Source organism: Inhella proteolytica (assembly GCF_016093275.1).
GTDB classification, from domain to species: Bacteria; Pseudomonadota; Gammaproteobacteria; order Burkholderiales; family Burkholderiaceae_C; genus Inhella; species Inhella proteolytica.
In genome coordinates, this window is sequence record NZ_JAEDAK010000008.1 from 61,298 (window position 1) to 77,934 (window position 16,637).

The window sequence follows — 16,637 nt, forward strand, 5'->3', positions numbered from 1 at the left end:
CGGGCTCAGTCGAGCCCGTAGCTGGCAGACAGGTGCAGGCGCACATCGCCGCTTTCAGTCAGGGTGCCGGCGCGGCCGGCGCGGGCCAGGTCCACATGCAGGCGCCAGGGGCCTTCGCTGTAGCGCAGGCCCAGGCCGACGGCATGCAGGTCGCAGCTCGCCTGGCCCTGTCGGCATTCACCGCCGGTCTCGTTCCAGACCTTGCCCCAGTCGGCGAACAGCAGGCCGCGCAGTTGGGCGTCGGGCCGGCTGGCCAGGGCCCAGGGCGCCGGGCTCCATTCCACGCTGGCCAGCAGGCCGCGGTCGCCGGTGATCTCGCGTTCGCGGTAGCCGCGCACGGCATTCGCGCCCGCCAGGCCAAACTGCTCGCCCGGCACCAGGGCGTCACGCGTCCACTGCAGGCTCATTCGGGCCGTCAGCGAAGCCTGCTTGCCGCCGCCCTGCTGCAGGTGGCCGCCCAGGCGCAGCGCGGTGTAGCGGTAGCGCGCACCTTCACGCACGGCCTCGAAGTTCGCGGCCTTGGCGTAGCGCCCGCCCAGACCGAGGTTGTGCGAGAGCCCGACATTGGCGCCGAACATCACGCTGCGGCCGCCCTGGATGCTGTAGTCGAGCGTGAGCGGCTGCACAGTGACCGATTCCCCCGGCGCCCCGCAGGCGCCCTCGGGCAGGCCTTCGATGGTGCAGCGGTTGCGGTACTCGCGCTGATCGATGCCGGCGCGCAGGCGTTGGTCCCACTCGCCCTGGCGAAGCAGCAGCTGGGTCAGCTGGGCGCCCAGCACATTGCCGCGGCCGTTGAACTGCAGCGCGCCAGCGGCGGTGGGCGTGCTGCCGCCGTCCACGTTCGAGCGCACCGCATACAGATCGATGCGGCGCGCCGACTCGGGCAGCGGTGCCATGTAGTTGAGCGAGAGGATGGATACCCGGCTGGGTTCCTCCACCGAGGTCTGCCAGTTCACGCTGGCCTGATGACCCCGCCCGCCCACGTCGGCGTGGCGCAGGCCGGCGCTGATGCGGGTGCGGCCGGTCTGCTTGGTGCCGGTGTTGTCGAGCGCGAACTGCGGGCGCAGCACCGGGCCTTCGGTGACGATGACACGCGCGTCCACGGCACCGATCTTCTGACCCGGCTCCAGCGTGACCGCGAGCTTGCGCGCCGGGTTCTGGTTCGCCAGCTCGACCTGGCGGTTGATCTCGGCGATGCGCGGCGTCTTGTCCTCCTGCAGGGAAGGCACGGCGCGGCGCACGGACTCGGCGCTGAACTGCTGCGTGCCGATGACGCTGATCAAGGCCAGCTTGCCCTCGAGCACGCGCACCTCGGCGACACCATCCGGCCCCGGCTGGAACACGCTGACCAGCACCGCGCCGTAGCCCGCCTCGCGGTACAGCGCCTGCAGGGCCAGCGCGGCGGTGCGCAGCTCCTGGTTGCTGCGGGGGCCCAGATAGCGCGCCAGCACGGTCTGAAGGCGCGTGTTGTCGACCAAGCTGTTGCCGCTGATCTTGAAGGATTGGATGGCGCTGCCTGGCGCCGGGGCCGCGGTCTGCGCAGCCACCCCGACGCTGGCCGCCAGCAGGGCACCGGCCAGCCAGCGGGAGGAGGGAGTCAAGCTCTTCTTGCCCATGGTGTCTCGCTCTGAGTCGGGGCCGGATCCGCCGCGCGCTTCCTCTGCACGCGACGCTGGCGGGCCTCCCACGCCAGGCTCCGGGGGAGCTTAGCTTCCGGGGCCGGCGGCGAGTATGGCCGTGAGCAATTTCACACAAGGGCAAGCCCGGGGCCTTGCCCCGCAGCTCGGGGGGCGATCAGAGCCCTTCGAAGGCCTGTGCCAGGTCGGCGATCAAGACTTCGGGCTCTTCGAGCCCAATGGCCAGGCGCAGCACCGTCTCTTCGCTGCGGTTCACGCTGCGCAGATGCGTGAGGTCGTAGGGCACGGCCAGACTGACCGGCCCGCCCCAGCTCCAGGCCAGGCGGAACACGCGCAGCGCGTCCACCGCCGCCTCGATGCGTGCGCCCGGCGTGCCGGGCTGGAAACGCAAGGTCAGCAGGCCGGCGGCCGCACGGCACAGCTGCTTCCAGTGCACATGGCCCGGCGAGCCCGGCAACGCCGGGTGCAGCACCTGCGCCACTGCCGGGTGCTGCTGCGCCCAGGCCGCCACCTGGCGGGCGGCGGCGTCCTGGGCGGCGTAGCGCAGCGGCAGGCTGGCCAGGCCGCGGAGCACCAGCTCCACATCGTTGCCCCCCACGCCCAGGCCGCTGCGGCCATGCGTGGCGGCCAGGCGCTCGAACAAGGCGCGGTCGCGCGTGGCCACGGAGCCCATCAGCACATCCCCACCGCCGCTCGGGTACTTGGTGAGCGCATGGATGGTCAGGTCCACCCCGAGCGCAAAGGCGTCAAAGGCCAGCCCGGCGCCCCAGGTGTTGTCCAACGCGACCAGGGCCTGCGGCGCGCCCGCGCGCACCGCGGCGATCAGACCGAGCAGGTCAGGGAACTCCAGCGTGATCGAGCCCGGCGCCTCCAGCCACACCAGGCGTGTGGCCGGCGTCAGCTTGGCCGCCAGGTCAGCCGGGTCCAGCGGGTCGTACACCGCGTGGGCGATGCCCCAGGCGGCCAGCTCGTGGCGCGCGCTGTTGCGGCTGGGGCCGTAGACGTTGTCCGGGATCAGCAGCTGGTCGCCGCTCTTCAGCAGGCTGTGGTTGACAAGGTTCAGCGCCGCCAGGCCGCTGGGGGCCAGCAACACATGCTCGGCGCCTTCGAGCGTGGCCAGCCGCGCTTCCAGCGCGAAGGTGCTGGGCGTGCCGTGCAGGCCGTAGGTGTAGGCGTCACGGTCGGCCCAACGCACGCGCTTGAGCGCGGCGACGTTCTCAAAAAAGATCGAACTGCCCTTGTGCACCGCCACGGCGGGCGAGGCGAAGCCGGCCGGCGGCTGATAGGCGTGGTGGATCAGCTCGGCGGCAGGCTGGCGTTCGCTCATCAGATGGGCATCGCGACGAGGTCGTGGCCCTCGGCGGCCACCACACGGGCGCGGGTGAACTCGCCCACCTTCAGCTGCTTGCTGGCCTTTTCGGGCGGCAGCAGGCGCACCGTGCCGTCGATCTCCGGCGCATCGGCGTAGGAGCGCCCCACCCCACCCTTGCGGCCCAGGGCCGGCGCGCTGTCGATCAGCACCTGCAGGGTCTGGCCGACGCGGCGCTGCAGACGCTGCACCGACACCTGCTCGGCCACCGCCATGAAGCGCGCGCGGCGCTCCTCGCGCAGGGCGTCGGGCAACTGGCCAGGCAGTTCGTTGGCGCTGGCGCCGTCCACCGGCGAGTAGGCGAAGCAGCCGGCACGGTCGATGCCGGCTTCGCGCACGAAGTTCAGCAGGTGCTCGAACTCCTCCTCGGTCTCGCCGGGGAAGCCGGCGATGAAGGTGGAGCGCACCACCAGGTCCGGGCAGGCCTCGCGCCAGCGCAGCAGGCGCTCGAGGTTCTTCTCGCCGCTGGCCGGGCGCTTCATGCGCTTGAGCATGTCGGGGTGCGAGTGCTGGAAGGGCACGTCCAGATAGGGCAGCACCAGGCCCTCGTTCATCAGCGGCAGCAGCTCGTCCACATGCGGGTAGGGGTAGACGTAGTGCAAGCGCACCCAGGCGCCATAGGGCTTGGCCAGTTCGCCCAGTTCGCGCACCAGGTCCAGCATGCGGGTCTTGACGGGCTTGCCGTCGAAGAAGCCGGTGCGGTACTTGGTGTCCACGCCATAGGCGCTGGTGTCCTGGCTGACGACCAGCAGCTCCTTGAGCCCGCCCTCGAACAGGGCCTTGGCCTCCTTCAGCACATCGCCAACTGGGCGGCTGACGAGGTCGCCACGCATGCTGGGGATGATGCAGAAGCTGCAGCGGTGGTTGCAGCCCTCGCTGATCTTCAGATAGGCGTAATGCTTGGGCGTGAGCTTGATGCCGGCGGCCGGCACCAGGTCCATGAAGGGGTCGTGCGGCTTGGGCAGGTGCTGGTGCACCGCGTCCATCACCTCTTGCGTGGCGTGCGGGCCGGTCACGGCCAGCACCTTGGGGTGGATCTGCTGCACGAGGTTGGCGCCATCGGGGGCCTGCTTGGCGCCCAGGCAGCCGGTGACGATGACCTTGCCGTTTTCGGCCAGGGCCTCGCCGATGGTGTCCAGGCTCTCCTTCACCGCGTCGTCGATGAAGCCGCAGGTGTTGACGATCACCAGGTCGGCACCGGCAAAGGTCTTGCTGGTCTCGTAGCCCTCGGCGCTCAGCTGCGTCAGGATCAATTCGCTGTCGGTCAGGGCCTTCGGGCAGCCGAGCGACACAAAACCCACCTTGGGGGTGGCGGCAACTTCAGTCGTCATCACTTCGTCTTTCCAAATCCGGGCATGCCGGGGAACAGCGCCCCCTTGGCCATCTGCTCCTGCATCTGCACGAACAGGTTCTTGCTTTGCTCGATGTAATTGCCCATCAGGCCCTGCATCATGGGCGCCTGGCCCTGCATGAACTGGGCCCAGGCCTCGGGCGTGGCACCCAGGCCGCCGCTGTGCTCGGCAAAGCGCTGCTGCAGCTCCGTGAAGGTCTGCAGATTGCGCGCCAGGTAGTCCTGCAGCACGCCCTGCATGGCCTGGCCGTAGAAGCGGATGATCTGCTGCAGCATCGGCGTGGAGAACATCGGCACGCCGCCAGTCTCCTCCTCCAAGATGATCTGCAGAAGGATGGAGCGGGTCAGGTCTTCGCTGGTCTTGGCGTCGCGCACCTCGAAGTCTTCGCCGCCCAGCACCATGGCCTTGACGTCCTGCAGGGTCACGTAGGCGCTGGTCTGGGTGTCGTAGAGCCGGCGGTTGGGGTACTTCTTGAGGATGCGCGGCCCGCCCGCACCGGAGCCTTGCGGCGCGGTGTCGTCGGGGGCGGCCGCTCGGCGCCTTGTGGCCATGGGGGATTCCCGGGGTGCAGAAAGGGGCGAATTTTAGGAGGGGCCGGGGACATCGCCTGAACTTCTGCAAGGGCCGGCGAATCGGCGTACAAAGCCCGCTTTTCCGCCACCCCACAGGCCCGACATGACCTCCTTGACCCTCAACGGCCAAGCCCAGCGCTGCACGGCCGACCCCAACACGCCCCTGCTCTGGGTGCTGCGCGACGAACTCGGCCTGACCGGCACCAAATTCGGCTGCGGCATGGCGCAGTGCGGCGCCTGCACCGTGCACCTGAACGGCAATGCCGTGCGCAGCTGCGTGATGCCGCTGGCCAGCGCCGCCGGTGCGGAGCTCAACACCATCGAAGGCCTGGCCAAGGACCCGGTGGGCCGCGCGGTCATGGACGCCTGGGTCGAAACCGACGTCGCCCAGTGCGGCTACTGCCAGAGCGGCCAGGTGATGAGCGCCGTGGCCCTGCTCAAGTCCAACAAGAAGCCGAGCGACGCGCAGATCGACGCCGCCATGGCCGGCAATCTGTGCCGCTGCGGCGCCTACATGCGCATCCGCGCCGCCATCCATGCGGCCGCGGCCAAGCTGGCCTGAAGGGGAACCCACCATGCTGATGGACCGCATCGCCCTGCCCGTCGCCACGCCCTCGCGCCGGCGCTTCCTCACGCTCACGGTGGGTGGCCTCACCGGCCTTGCGCTGGCGCCTGGATTGGCCCTCGCGCAGGCCGGCGCACCCAAGCCCAAGCCCGGCCAGGCCCCCACCGAGCAGCCTCCCGCCTTCGTGCACATTGCGCCGGACGGCAAGACCACCATCCTGTGCAACCGCATGGACATGGGCCAGGGCATTGAGACCGCGCTGGCCATGATCTGCGCCGAGGAACTGGACGCCGACTGGGCCCAGGTCCACACCGGCTTCGGCGATCAGAAACCCCATTACGTCGACCCGGCCATGGGCATGCACCTGACCGGGGGCTCCAACTCCATCAAGAACAGCTATGCCCAGTACCGCGAGCTGGGCGCGCGCGCCCGCGCGATGTTGCTGGCGGCCGCGGCCCAGCAATGGCAGCAGCCGGTGGCCAGCCTGCGCACGGAAGCCGGCCGCGTCATCGGCAACGGCCGCAGCGCCGGCTATGGAGAGCTGTTCGCCGCCGCCATGCAGCAGCCCGTGCCCGAGGCCGTGGGGCTGAAGGATCCGAAGGACTTCCGGCTGATCGGCAAGCCCACCGGGCTGAAGGTCTCGCGCGCCAAGAGCAGTGGCACGCAAACCTATGGCATGGACATCCGCCTGCCGGGCATGAAGACCGCCGTCATCCAGCGCCCGCCGGTGTTCAACGGCAAGGTGGCCGGATTCGACCCCGCCCCCGCCCTGGCCGTGCCCGGCGTGCGCGCCGTCTTCAAGGTGGCGCTGGACCGCGGCGGCGAAGGCGTGGCCGTGGTGGCCGATGGCTACTGGCCTGCCAGCCAAGGCCGCCAGGCGCTGAAGATCGACTGGAACCTCGCCGGCCTGGAGCGCCCCGACACCGAGCGCATGCGCAAGGACTACCTGGCCATGGCGCAGCAGGAAGGCAAGCTGGTGCCCGACCCGCACTTCCGCAAGGAACTGCCTGCGGCCGACAAGTCCGCCAAGCGCATCGTCGCGGAGTTCGTCTTCCCCTACCTGAACCACGCGCAAATGGAACCGCTGGCCTGCACGGTCGATCTGCAGCCCGATGCCTGCCAGCTCTACTACGCCTCCCAGATGCCGGGCGTGGATGCCGGCGCGGTGGCGCAGCTCACCGGCCTGCCCTACGGCAAGGTGCAGATCCATGTGCAAATGGCCGGCGGCGGCTTTGGCCGCCGCGCCACGCCCAGCGCCGAATTCGTGCGCGAGGCCGTGGCAGTGGCCCAGGGCCTGGCCGCGGCGGGGCAGCGCGCGCCGGTCAAGGTGGTGTGGAGCCGCGAGGACGACATGAAGAGCGGCTACTACCGCCCCTTCACCGTTCACCGCGCCGAGATCGGCTTCGATGCACAGGGCCAGGTGCAGGCCTGGCACCATCGCATCGTCAGCCAGAGCATCGTCAGCGGCTCGCCCTTCGAGCCCTTCATGGTCAAGGACGGCGTGGACGCCACCACGCCCGAGGGCATGGGCGAGCCCTACCAGGTGCCGATGCGGCTCTCGGTGCACCACCCCAAGCAGAACGTGCCGGTGCTGTGGTGGCGCTCGGTCGGCTCCACCCACACGGCCTATGTGATGGAGACGCTGATCGACGAGATCGCCATGACCACCAAGCAGGACCCGGTGGCCTACCGCCTGAAGATGATGGCGCCGGAGGCCAAGCGCACCCGCGCCGCGCTGGAACTGGCGGTGGAAAAGAGCGGCTATGGCAAGCGCAAGCTGCCTGCCGGCCAGGCCTGGGGTGTGGCCGTGCATGCCAGCTTCAACTCGGTGGTGGCCTATGTGGTCGTGGCCTCGCTCGAAGGCAAGGGCAAGAACCGCCGCCCGCGCCTGCACGAGGTACACGCCGGCGTGCACTGCAACCTCTGTGTGAACCCGCGCACCGTGGAAGCCCAGGTGCAGGGCGCCGCGCTGATGGCCCTGGGCACCACCATGCCCACGCACCGCATCACGCTGAAGGATGGCGTGGTCGAGCAGGGCAACTTCCACGAGGTGGCCATGCCGCGCATCACCGACACCCCCAAGGTGCTGGCCGTGCACATCGTGCCCTCGCAGGAGCCGCCGACCGGCATGGGCGAGCCCGGCCTGCCGCCGCTGGCTCCCGCTTTGGCCAACGCGGTGGCGCGCCTCACCGGCCAGCGCCAGCGCGAACTGCCCTTCCGCTTCGCTTGACTCAGGTTGCCGGGGCTGCGGCCCCGGCCTTGCAGGGGAGCCTCAAGGGAACCGGTAGTAATCGCGGTTCAGCACCGCCGCGATCGCCGTCACTTCCTCGGGGAAGAGGCTGAGGTTCAGTTCGGTATTGCAGTTTTCCACCATCCCGCGCAGCAGGCCGGGGCCGTTGATGCGGCCCTTGGGGCGGTAGATGGCCGAGCCGTCGCCGCCCATCCTGCGGGCATGGCATTCGGCGCAGCGGTGCTCCTTCAGCAGACGCTCGCCCAGCCCCAGGTCGGCATCGCGAAACAGCTCGGCCGCGGGCGGCGTCTGGGCCAGCGCCGCCCCGCCCAGCAGCAGCGCACCGAGCGGGATCCAGTCCTTCCAGGTCTTGTTCATCGTGCTCTCCGGTTCAGGCCTTGGCCAAGGCCAGCAGTTCCAGCACATCTTCCTCGAACATCTCGCCGGGCACCACCGCGCGCACCGCGCCGCGGCGGTCGATCGCCACCGTCAGGGGCATCACCGCGCGCGGGCTGAACAGCGGACGAAGGCTCGGGCCCTGCATCGTCACCGGGAAGCTATAGCCCGCCTTGGCCAGGTAGCTGCGCACCACCGCCGGTTCGCGGTCCAGCGCCGCACCCAGCACCTGCAGGCGCAGGCCCTGGCTGGCGCGATGGAGCTTTTCCACATGCTGGTTGTGGCGCCGGCAAAACGGGCAGTGGGTGGCAAAGAACACCAGCACCGCCGCGCGATCCTGCCAATGCGCGGGCGCCAGGCTGCCGCCGTCCAGCAGCTCAATCTGCGGCCAATCGTGCCTGCCGCCCTGCCCTGCCAGGGCGGGGGTGCTGAGGGCCTGTAGCAGCAGCAGGCGGCGCGTCTTGTCCATCGATCTGAATATAAGCCTAAACGAATGCATAAGCAGATGGCGAAGCTCCGCTTGTGAGCCCGCGGCCTGCGGTGTAGAACCCGGCCGCCCCCACCTTCTGCAAGGACGCACGATGCAGCTCCTCCCCACGCTCGGCCTGGCGCTGGCCTTGGCCCTGAGCCACGGCCTCGCTCACGCCCAGGGTTTCGACCCGCAGTTGCAGGCCCGCAGCCTGGCCGCCACCTGCGCCAACTGCCACGGCACGCATGGCCAGGCGCGCGGCGACATGAAGCCCCTGGCCGGCATGCCGGCCGAGAAGATGCTCGCGGCACTGGCCGATTTCAAGAGCGGCGCCCAGCCCGCCACCGTGATGCACCAGATCGCCAAGGGCTACACCGAGGAGCAGCTCAAGCTCGTCGCCGCCTATTTCGCCGCCCAGCCGGCGCGCCGCTGAAGGGAGCCGTTGCCATGAAGCATTTGCATCCCTCGCGCCGCCAGCTGCTGGCGGGTGCCGCCGCCCTGCCCCTACTGAACCTGGCCGGCTGCGCCAGTGCGCCATCCGGCCCCTCGCTGGGCCGCGTCGTCGTCATCGGCGGAGGCTTTGGCGGCGCCACTGCGGCGCGCTACCTGCGCCTGTGGGGCGGCAACATCGACGTCACCTTGGTCGAGCGCAACCCGGCTTTCGTTTCCTGCCCGATCTCCAACCTCGTGCTGGGTGGCTTCAAGCAGATGGCCGACATCACCCAAGGCTATGAGGGCCTGCGCCAGGCGGGCGTGCAGGTGCTGCAGGGCGAGGCCCAGGCCATCGACGTCGCGGCGCGCAAGGTCCGCCTGGCCGATGGCCGCGAGTTGCCCTACGACCGCCTGGTGGTCTCGCCCGGCGTGGACTTCATGCTCGATCAGGTGGGTGGCCTGGCCGCCGCGCTGGACAAGGGCGAGATCCAGCATGCCTGGAAGGCCGGCCCGCAGACCCTGGCGCTGCGCCGCCAGCTCGAACTGATGCCCGATGGCGGCGTGTTCGCCATCTCCATCCCCAAGGCGCCCTACCGCTGCCCCCCCGGCCCCTACGAGCGCGCCTGCGTGGTGGCGGCCTATCTGAAGCAGCACAAGCCGCGCGCCAAGGTGCTGGTGCTGGATGCCAACCCCGAGGTGCAGTCCAAGAAGGCCCTGTTCGAGAAGGCCTTCAAGGACTACTACGGCGGCATCCTGGAGTACCGCCCGAACGCCGAGCTCAAGGAGGTCAGCGGCACGTTGGCCAAGCTGGAGTTCGAGGACGTGAAAGCCGATGTGCTGAACGTGATTCCGCCGCAGCGCGCTGGCGACATCGCCCGCCAGGCCGGGCTGATCACCGTCAACCAGCGCTGGTGCGGCGTGAACTGGCTGACGATGGAGTCGCTGGCCGTGCCGGGCGTGCATGTGCTGGGCGACTCGGTGATGCCCGGACCGCTGATGCCCAAGTCCGGCCACATGGCCAACCAGCATGCCAAGCTGGCGGCGGCGGCCATCATCCAGCTGCTCAAGGGCGAGCCGGTGAACCCCAGCCCGGTGGTGATGAACACCTGCTACAGCTTCGTCAGCGCCAAGGAGGCCATCCATGTGGCCACCGTGCACCAGTACGACGCGGCCGAGAAGATCGTCAAGACCGTGCCCGGCTCGGGCGGGGTATCGGCGGCCATCAACCAGATCGAGGGACGCTATGCGCTGGGCTGGGCGCAGAACATCTGGGCGGACATGCTGAACCTGCCGTGATGCCTACCAGCTCGCGCAGCAAGGGCACAGGGCGCAACAGCCGGTAAAGCAGCAGGCACGCCAGGGCCGTCAGCGCGATCAGGGCCAGGCCCTCCAGCACCGGGGGCCAGGCCAAGGGCTTCAGCCATTGGCTGAAGACGACGATCAGGCTCTGGTGCAGCACATAGGCGCAGAGCACCCCCTGGCTGGCCGCACGCAGCCAGGGCTTGTTTTCGCGGAACACCCGCTGCGCCCAGCCACAGGCGGCCAGGATGGCCCACCAGGCCATCAGCGCCCAAAGCACACGCATCAGCGCGCGCAGTGCAGCGGGCGGCTCGACCGTCTCATACGCACTGAAATAGACCATCAACAAGGCCCAGCCCGCCAACGCCAGGGCCAGGCTGAGCGTGCGATACCGCAGCGCGGCCTGCCACAGGCCGGGCCAGTGCGAGCGGCTGCCCCAGCCCAGGGCGAACAGATAGCCGTACTGGGCATGGTTGTAGAGGTCGGTCCACAGATCGTGCGAGCTCGGGAACAGCGGCATCAGCAGCAGGCGCGCCAACACCAGGGGCAAGGCCGGCACCAGCAGCCAGGCCCAGACCGGCCAAGCCGCCCGGGCCACCGGCCCGGGTCGACGCCAGGCCAGTAGCAACGCAGCGAACAGCGCGTACACCCAGAGATAGGGCAGGAACCACAGATGGTTCCAGGTCGGCACATCCATGCAGTCCTGGCCCCGGCAGTAGCGCCCGCCGTGCAGGTAGGCAGCCCAGAAGTCGAGGTAGCCGCCGTCACCGGGCAGCAGTTGCGGAGCCTTGGTCAGCACCTCGAAGTAGGCCTGCGGCGTGACGATCACGGCCATGCCGAACAGCAGCGGCAGCAGCAGGCGACGGCTGCGTTCGCGTATGAAGCCCCAGCCCCCGCGCCGCCGCCACAGCCCATGGCAGGCCGTCCCGGCAACCAGGAACAGCAGGCCCAGCCGCCAGGGGCTGCTCAACAGCATCAAGGGTTCGATCGTGGGGCCGGCCTGCGCGCTCTTCACATGCCAGTCCCAGCTCACGTAGTACATGCCCACGTGGTACGGAATCAGCAGCGCAAAGGCGGCCAGACGCAGGCCATCCAGGAAAGGCAGTCGGGTTTCGGAGTGCATGCCGACAGCTTCGGGGCCTGCCGCGGCGGCAGCTAGGCCGCTGGGGCGAACCGCAACCCCGCCGTGGCGAAGTGCCTGCGGCAAGCGGATGGAGGGGCAAGCAGGAGCCAGCACCGCAAACGAAAAGCCCCTGACTCCGCGAGGAATCAGGGGCTTCGAATTGGTAGGCGCGATTGGACTCGAACCAACGACCCCCACCATGTCAAGGCCGGGTGACGATACAAACGCGGTCGGCCATGGACGAAAACTCACTATGAGAACAGCGGTTTTTGTCCCCTGGAGTCCACCCAAGTTCGTATGATGTTTTCATACTTGCTTCGTACCTCCGGCCATGCCCATCCTCTCCAAGGTCGAGAACCGCGAAGCCCTCAAGGCTCGGCGCGATCCGTACTGGCACTGCCTCCGCAAAGGCTGCTACCTGGGCTTCCGCAAGATGACAGCGACCAGCCAAGGCAACTGGATCGCCCGCCATCGTGACGAGGCAACTGGCAAGCAGTCTTATCGGAAGCTTGGGGACTTCGGAGACCTAACACCGGGCCAGCGCTTCGACGCCGCGCGGAAACAGGCAGAACTTTGGTTCGACCACATCGGGGCCGGAGGCTCCAACGAGGAACTCACCATCACTGAAGCTTGCTCCCGATACGTCGCCCATATCCGCGAAACAAGGGGAGCCAGAGCTGCCCACGACATCCAGGCCCGGTTCCAAAAATACGTTCTGAACAATCCCAAGTTCGCAGCCACCAAGCTTGAGAAGCTCCAGCGGCGCCACTTTGACGACTGGCGCCGGGAGCATCGCAAGCGCCCCTGCGAGAGCGGCCCCAACCGAGGCCAGCCGCGTTCAGATGCCACGCTGAACCGCGACATGACTTGCCTACGCGCCGCGCTGAACTTTGCCAAAGAGAGCAAGGACGTAATCACTGACACAGCATGGCGCGAAGCACTCAGCCCGATTGAGGCCGCTGAGAAGCAGCGCGAGGCTTATCTGGACCCGGAGCAGCGGCGGGCACTCATTCGGGCCGCCAGCGAGGATCTAGGGGCCTTCCTGTGGGCCTTGTGCCATGTGCCACTGCGCCCAGGCGCTATGGCAGCGCTGACCGTCGCCAACTTCGACAAGCGCCTGCAAACCATCACGATAGGCAAGGACAAGAAGACAGGCCACGCCCGCAAGATCGCATTGCCTGAGGCCACCGCTGCGAAGTTTGCTGAGTTCGCCATCAACAAGCTGCCGACTGCGCCGCTCATTTCGCGCGCAAACGGGTCAGCCTGGAACAAGGACGCCTGGAAGTGGCCCATCAAGACCGCAGTCGAGGCGGCAGGCTTGCCACCGTCCACCACCGCGTATGCGCTGCGGCACAGCGTCATCACAGACCTAGTGCAATCGGGCCTGGACCTGCTCACCGTTGCCCAACTGAGCGGCACATCGCTACGCATGATCGAGAAGCATTACAAGCACTTGACCGGATCGCATTCGCGAGAGGCGCTCGCCCGCCTAGCCCTGTGAGTCCAGCCCCAGGTGGCGGGCCGCTACATCAACAGCGCCGAGCCCAAGCACGACAGCACCCTATCGTCTTCTACGACAACCAGATCATCATCAACTTGGTCGAGCAGCCCCAGCTTGTCCCCTGCGGCACCAGACGACAAGACGCCGATATGCAAGGAAACAGAGCCGATTCAAGAGCTGTCAAGCGGGCAACACGCTGGGGACAGCCGTTGTCTTCAGTGCGTCCCCGTAGACAATGAGTCACGGTCCTCCGCACGCTCTATGTGCCCGGTTTCGGCTCACTAATTCGCCGCAAACTCAAGCGATGTAGAGGGAAGCACTAGGGCCGTAAAGACGTGACCCCCGACATCCGAAGCTGCAACTTCGGAGTGGGGGCCACAAGGTCCGCATCGACTGCGAACCGTCCATGGACACGGACAGCGAGCAGTATCGCCCGGGAAGATCGCCTTCAACAAGCGGACAACCCCAGGCGCTCGATGCGGTGGACTTCGTCAATCAGGTTTGATTTCATGAAACCAACCGACACCCAAAGCCGCACAGTTCTTCGGCCACTCCAGGCTGCCGAGTACCTCAACATCTCCCGCTCCTTCCTCTACAAGCTGATCAAGGATGGGCAAATCGCCCGCCTGAAGCTCGGGGGCCGCGCTAGCGGCTTCCTGCGCGCAGACCTCGACGCTTGGCTGCTCAAGCAGCGCGAAGCGGCCACCGCCGCCTAAGGGGGAAGCCATGCTCGTTATTGATGCCGGTAATGCGGCAGGGGAAAACTCACCCTACGCAAAGGTGGCGCGCATCCTCTACCTGTTCGCAGTGAAGGGGGTAAGCCTCAACCGCTTTGAAGGGGAGCGCCACCACGACCACTGCCTCCACAGCACCGTAAGCACGCTACAGAACCAGCACGGGATCTTGATTGATCGCGTGACGGAGACAGTCCCGTGCCTGGGCGGCAGGAAGCAAACGCGTTGCAGGCGGTATTGGCTGAGGCCTTCACCTGAGAACGTAGGCAAGGCCTTGGCACTGCTGCGCGCTTGGAGGGTCATCAAGTGATCCTGCTCCTGCTTCTTCTCCACCAATCGGCGATGCGACTTCGCGAGCTGCTGGCGGCAGCAAGCCACCGACGAGGCCGCAAGCCATGAGCGGCGCCGCTTTCCTTCGGTTCAAAAAGCTGAGGGGGAGCGGCAAGTTGGCGTGCGCCGCAAGACACAACCGGCGAACCATTCAGGCAGAAGTGGGCGCCTCCGGATCAATTGATCCGAGGCGCTCACACCTGAATGAAACGCTGATTGGGCCAGCGCATGCCAATGACGTTGCCGCACTGGCTGAACACCACCAGATGACCGCAGGCATATCGAAGCTGCGCAAAGACGCAGTGCGCGCCATCGAGGCAGTTTTCAGCCTCCCGCAGAACCACACCATCAGCGACAAGGACTACTTCTTGGCTTGTACGGAATGGGCCGCCGACCGATTCGGAGGGCACCAAAACATTCTGAGCTCCGACATTCACCGCGACGAAGCAGCGCCACATTGCCATGTGTTGATCCTGCCCCTGGTGAAGGGCCGCATGATCGGCTCTGACCTTGTGGGCAATAAAGCGGCGCTCCAGGCCCACTTCGAGAGCTTCTTCAATGTGGTCTGCCGCCGATTCGGGCTTACGAAAGCGCCGCGCCTCAGCGGACCAGCCAGACAGACCGCTGCGGCCTACCTGCTGGCGCACATCAAGCGAATCGAGGACGCGGTTTTGCGCAGCAGCCTATGGCCGACCATTCGGGAGGTTCTGGAGCGCGATCCAGGCCCGCACCTTGCGTCGCTGGGCCTGGAGCCGCCAGCCCCGCCCAAGCGGCTACGGACCATGGCGCAAATCTTCACTTCCAAGGGGAAGGGCCCAAGCACTGAGAGATCCCCTATAGGGTTTGAGCAACCGGCAGAGGATCGATCCCTATGCTCTGTAGGGTTCGCCCCGCCTCCACGGCCCGCATTGGCACACCCAATCGCACCGCCAGACCCAAGCGCCGACAGAACAGAAGCCACCGTTGGAGCTGAAGACTTCGAGCGGGTTCGCGAGTCGGATCAAAGTCCAGACTGGTTCGACCCAGAAACAGGCGAGTTCGTGGCGCCACCGACAAACAATCGGAGGAAAACGAAGGCGCCGCACCTCTGACGCCGCATAGGGATCAGGACATGGGGGGAGCTCCAATCCTCGCGAGAGCCCCCCAACTGGACCGGCCAGATCGCCGGGAACCACCGCCAACCCAAGATTCTTCGTGCGCGCGCGAGCCAGCTGCGGCCTGCGGGAGATGGCAGCCCCACCCCGGGGCCTCAATCCTCACAGCTGGACCGTCCCCGTGACCGCCGGTCTTTCCACTCACGGAAAAAATTCCTGGCATCGAAAACAATCAAGCGGATTCAAACGGGAATGGGACAAGCCACCAGGCAATCAGGAGGTCGGATTGATTCTGCGAACTCTTGCCTTCACCTTCGCACTACTGGCGCTCTACGACCGGGCATCAGCGGTAACGCGTAGCGCCGCCGCCAAGGCCGAGTTCAAACGAGCGAACCCCTGCCCCGCGAACGGCAAACGGTCTGGGCCCTGCCCCGGCTTTGTGGTGGATCACATCGAACCACTTTGCGCCGGTGGCGCCGATACGCCGCAGAACATGCAATGGCAGACCCAGGACGCCGCAAAGACAAAGGACCGAGAAGAAATCCGTCATTGCCGCCAGCGCCGCGAAAGCAACGCTGTCAAACGCCTCTGAACTAGGCTGTTGCTCGGGCACCTTGACTTCTCAGCGGGTGAAATCCCTCTGCGGGCGAACGGTGGACGGCACACCCACCGATTACAGGTGTGCGAGGTGGTCGGAATACGATCAAACCGTCATAGACGGATCGCTGAGGGAGGCGGCATGAGGTCATTCGTCCTTCTTGCTTTGAGCGCATGGGCGCCCGCCGCAATTTGCGGCCCCATGTACGAAGCGACCGCCTCCACCCAGGCGACCATGAATTCGACCGAAGCCGGGGAGGTAACTGGCTGCGGCCTAAGGTTCCTACTTCTTGCCAACACAGATGTCGCTCCATTCACCATAGTGGACGCGTCTGTGTCGGTTTACAAAGATGGCTTCGGACTGATGAAGGGGGGGCTATTCACCACGCCGAGCCTGAATCAGAAAGTCACAACGCCTGTGCCGTTCCAATCGTTCTGGTTCAAGGCCGGCAACGATCAAGCTCTGCCAATAGTGGACCGCAAGTTCACTAAAGGCGACCCGGAGACCTACAAACTCGCCGGCACTCCCATGAGGCAAGCAGCTGCGTTCCTCGGGGAAGTAGTCTTCAACCCTGAAGCTCGGATCACAGTCAGCTTTCGGCGTGAGGGTGCGCCCACCGACCTTGTCCTAACCGCGTCACTCAAAAAAGACCCGGCTACGACGAGGCAGTTTGATGAATGCTTCAAGGCGCTGGAACGCAGCCTGTCGCAACCAGACTGAGGCATTACAAGGGGACTTTTCCATACCTTTTTCGTACTCTGCCGATTGAGCGAAGAGCCAAAAACGTGAGGCAGATGGAAAAAGCCCCGTAAATCAATGACTTACGGGGCTCCGAATTGGTAGGCGCGATTGGACTCGAACCAACGACCCCCACCATGTCAAGGTGGTGCTCTAACCAGCTGAGCTACGCGCCTGGGGTCTGCCTTGGATGCGTCT

General features: G+C 66.8%; 17 protein-coding genes and 1 tRNA gene. 10 read left to right on the forward strand and 8 right to left on the reverse strand.

Annotated elements, in window-relative coordinates; translation table 11 throughout:
• Nucleotides 1–5: 5 nt before the first annotated feature.
• From I7X39_RS12650 to phaR, 4 genes are all read right to left on the reverse strand, one after another.
• Entirely contained in the window at nt 6–1,616 is a 1,611-nt protein-coding gene (locus I7X39_RS12650; RefSeq protein ID WP_198111529.1) for a ShlB/FhaC/HecB family hemolysin secretion/activation protein, read from the reverse strand.
• A 178-nt stretch (nt 1,617–1,794) separates the two neighbouring features.
• The gene (locus I7X39_RS12655) at nt 1,795–2,964 is read right to left on the reverse strand and encodes a PLP-dependent transferase (RefSeq protein ID WP_198111530.1); all 1,170 of its coding nucleotides are present in this window, start codon (nt 2,962–2,964) and stop codon (nt 1,795–1,797) included.
• Entirely contained in the window at nt 2,964–4,337 is a 1,374-nt protein-coding gene (rimO, locus tag I7X39_RS12660) for a 30S ribosomal protein S12 methylthiotransferase RimO (protein WP_198111531.1), read from the reverse strand. The genes I7X39_RS12655 and rimO overlap by 1 nt, the downstream gene beginning before the upstream one ends.
• Complete coding sequence (phaR, locus tag I7X39_RS12665) at nt 4,337–4,909, reverse strand: polyhydroxyalkanoate synthesis repressor PhaR (protein ID WP_198111532.1); 573 nt, start codon at nt 4,907–4,909, stop codon at nt 4,337–4,339. The genes rimO and phaR overlap by 1 nt, the downstream gene beginning before the upstream one ends.
• Before the next feature lie 124 nt (nt 4,910–5,033).
• On the opposite strand from phaR, the gene I7X39_RS12670 reads away from it, so the two are divergent.
• Complete coding sequence (locus I7X39_RS12670; protein ID WP_198111533.1) at nt 5,034–5,492, forward strand: (2Fe-2S)-binding protein; 459 nt, start codon at nt 5,034–5,036, stop codon at nt 5,490–5,492.
• A gap of 19 nt (nt 5,493–5,511) precedes the next feature.
• On the forward strand, nt 5,512–7,725 hold the full coding sequence (locus I7X39_RS12675) for a xanthine dehydrogenase family protein molybdopterin-binding subunit (protein WP_232351939.1): 2,214 nt from the start codon (nt 5,512–5,514) through the stop codon (nt 7,723–7,725).
• Between the two features lie 42 nt (nt 7,726–7,767).
• Here the strand turns inward: I7X39_RS12675 and I7X39_RS12680 are convergent, their stop codons facing one another.
• Complete coding sequence (locus tag I7X39_RS12680) at nt 7,768–8,103, reverse strand: hypothetical protein (protein ID WP_232351928.1); 336 nt, start codon at nt 8,101–8,103, stop codon at nt 7,768–7,770.
• A 13-nt stretch (nt 8,104–8,116) separates the two neighbouring features.
• Nucleotides 8,117–8,590 (reverse strand): TlpA family protein disulfide reductase, encoded by a 474-nt coding sequence (locus I7X39_RS12685; protein WP_198111535.1) that lies wholly within the window; start codon nt 8,588–8,590, stop codon nt 8,117–8,119.
• A 112-nt stretch (nt 8,591–8,702) separates the two neighbouring features.
• Here I7X39_RS12685 and I7X39_RS12690 point away from each other — a divergent pair, with 112 nt between their 5' ends.
• Nucleotides 8,703–9,023 (forward strand): c-type cytochrome, encoded by a 321-nt coding sequence (locus I7X39_RS12690; RefSeq protein WP_198111536.1) that lies wholly within the window; start codon nt 8,703–8,705, stop codon nt 9,021–9,023.
• Between the two features lie 14 nt (nt 9,024–9,037).
• Entirely contained in the window at nt 9,038–10,318 is a 1,281-nt protein-coding gene (locus I7X39_RS12695) for an NAD(P)/FAD-dependent oxidoreductase (protein WP_198111537.1), read from the forward strand.
• Here I7X39_RS12695 and I7X39_RS12700 read toward each other — a convergent pair.
• A complete protein-coding gene (locus I7X39_RS12700; protein WP_198111538.1) occupies nt 10,245–11,444 on the reverse strand; it encodes an acyltransferase family protein in 1,200 nt (399 codons plus the stop codon). The genes I7X39_RS12695 and I7X39_RS12700 overlap by 74 nt on opposite strands.
• A gap of 331 nt (nt 11,445–11,775) precedes the next feature.
• Between I7X39_RS12700 and I7X39_RS12705 the strand changes: the two genes are divergently transcribed.
• The 6 genes from I7X39_RS12705 to I7X39_RS12730 all read left to right on the forward strand — a co-directional run bounded on the left by I7X39_RS12705 (nt 11,776) and on the right by I7X39_RS12730 (nt 16,421).
• Nucleotides 11,776–12,945, forward strand: coding sequence for a tyrosine-type recombinase/integrase (locus tag I7X39_RS12705; protein WP_198111539.1), 1,170 nt, complete (start codon nt 11,776–11,778; stop codon nt 12,943–12,945).
• Nucleotides 12,946–13,454: 509 nt separating this feature from the next.
• Nucleotides 13,455–13,661, forward strand: a complete 207-nt coding sequence (locus tag I7X39_RS12710; RefSeq protein WP_198111540.1) for a helix-turn-helix transcriptional regulator — start codon at nt 13,455–13,457, stop codon at nt 13,659–13,661.
• Nucleotides 13,662–13,671: 10 nt separating this feature from the next.
• Nucleotides 13,672–13,989, forward strand: a complete 318-nt coding sequence (locus tag I7X39_RS12715) for a hypothetical protein (protein ID WP_198111541.1) — start codon at nt 13,672–13,674, stop codon at nt 13,987–13,989.
• 85 nt (nt 13,990–14,074) lie between these two features.
• A complete protein-coding gene (locus I7X39_RS12720; protein WP_198111542.1) occupies nt 14,075–15,100 on the forward strand; it encodes a plasmid recombination protein in 1,026 nt (341 codons plus the stop codon).
• 184 nt (nt 15,101–15,284) lie between these two features.
• On the forward strand, nt 15,285–15,695 hold the full coding sequence (locus I7X39_RS12725; protein ID WP_198111543.1) for an HNH endonuclease signature motif containing protein: 411 nt from the start codon (nt 15,285–15,287) through the stop codon (nt 15,693–15,695).
• A 207-nt stretch (nt 15,696–15,902) separates the two neighbouring features.
• The gene (locus I7X39_RS12730) at nt 15,903–16,421 is read left to right on the forward strand and encodes a hypothetical protein (RefSeq protein WP_198111544.1); all 519 of its coding nucleotides are present in this window, start codon (nt 15,903–15,905) and stop codon (nt 16,419–16,421) included.
• A 117-nt stretch (nt 16,422–16,538) separates the two neighbouring features.
• Here I7X39_RS12730 and I7X39_RS12735 read toward each other — a convergent pair.
• Nucleotides 16,539–16,615: transfer RNA gene (locus tag I7X39_RS12735), tRNA-Val, on the reverse strand.
• Between the last annotated feature and the right edge of the window lie 22 nt (nt 16,616–16,637).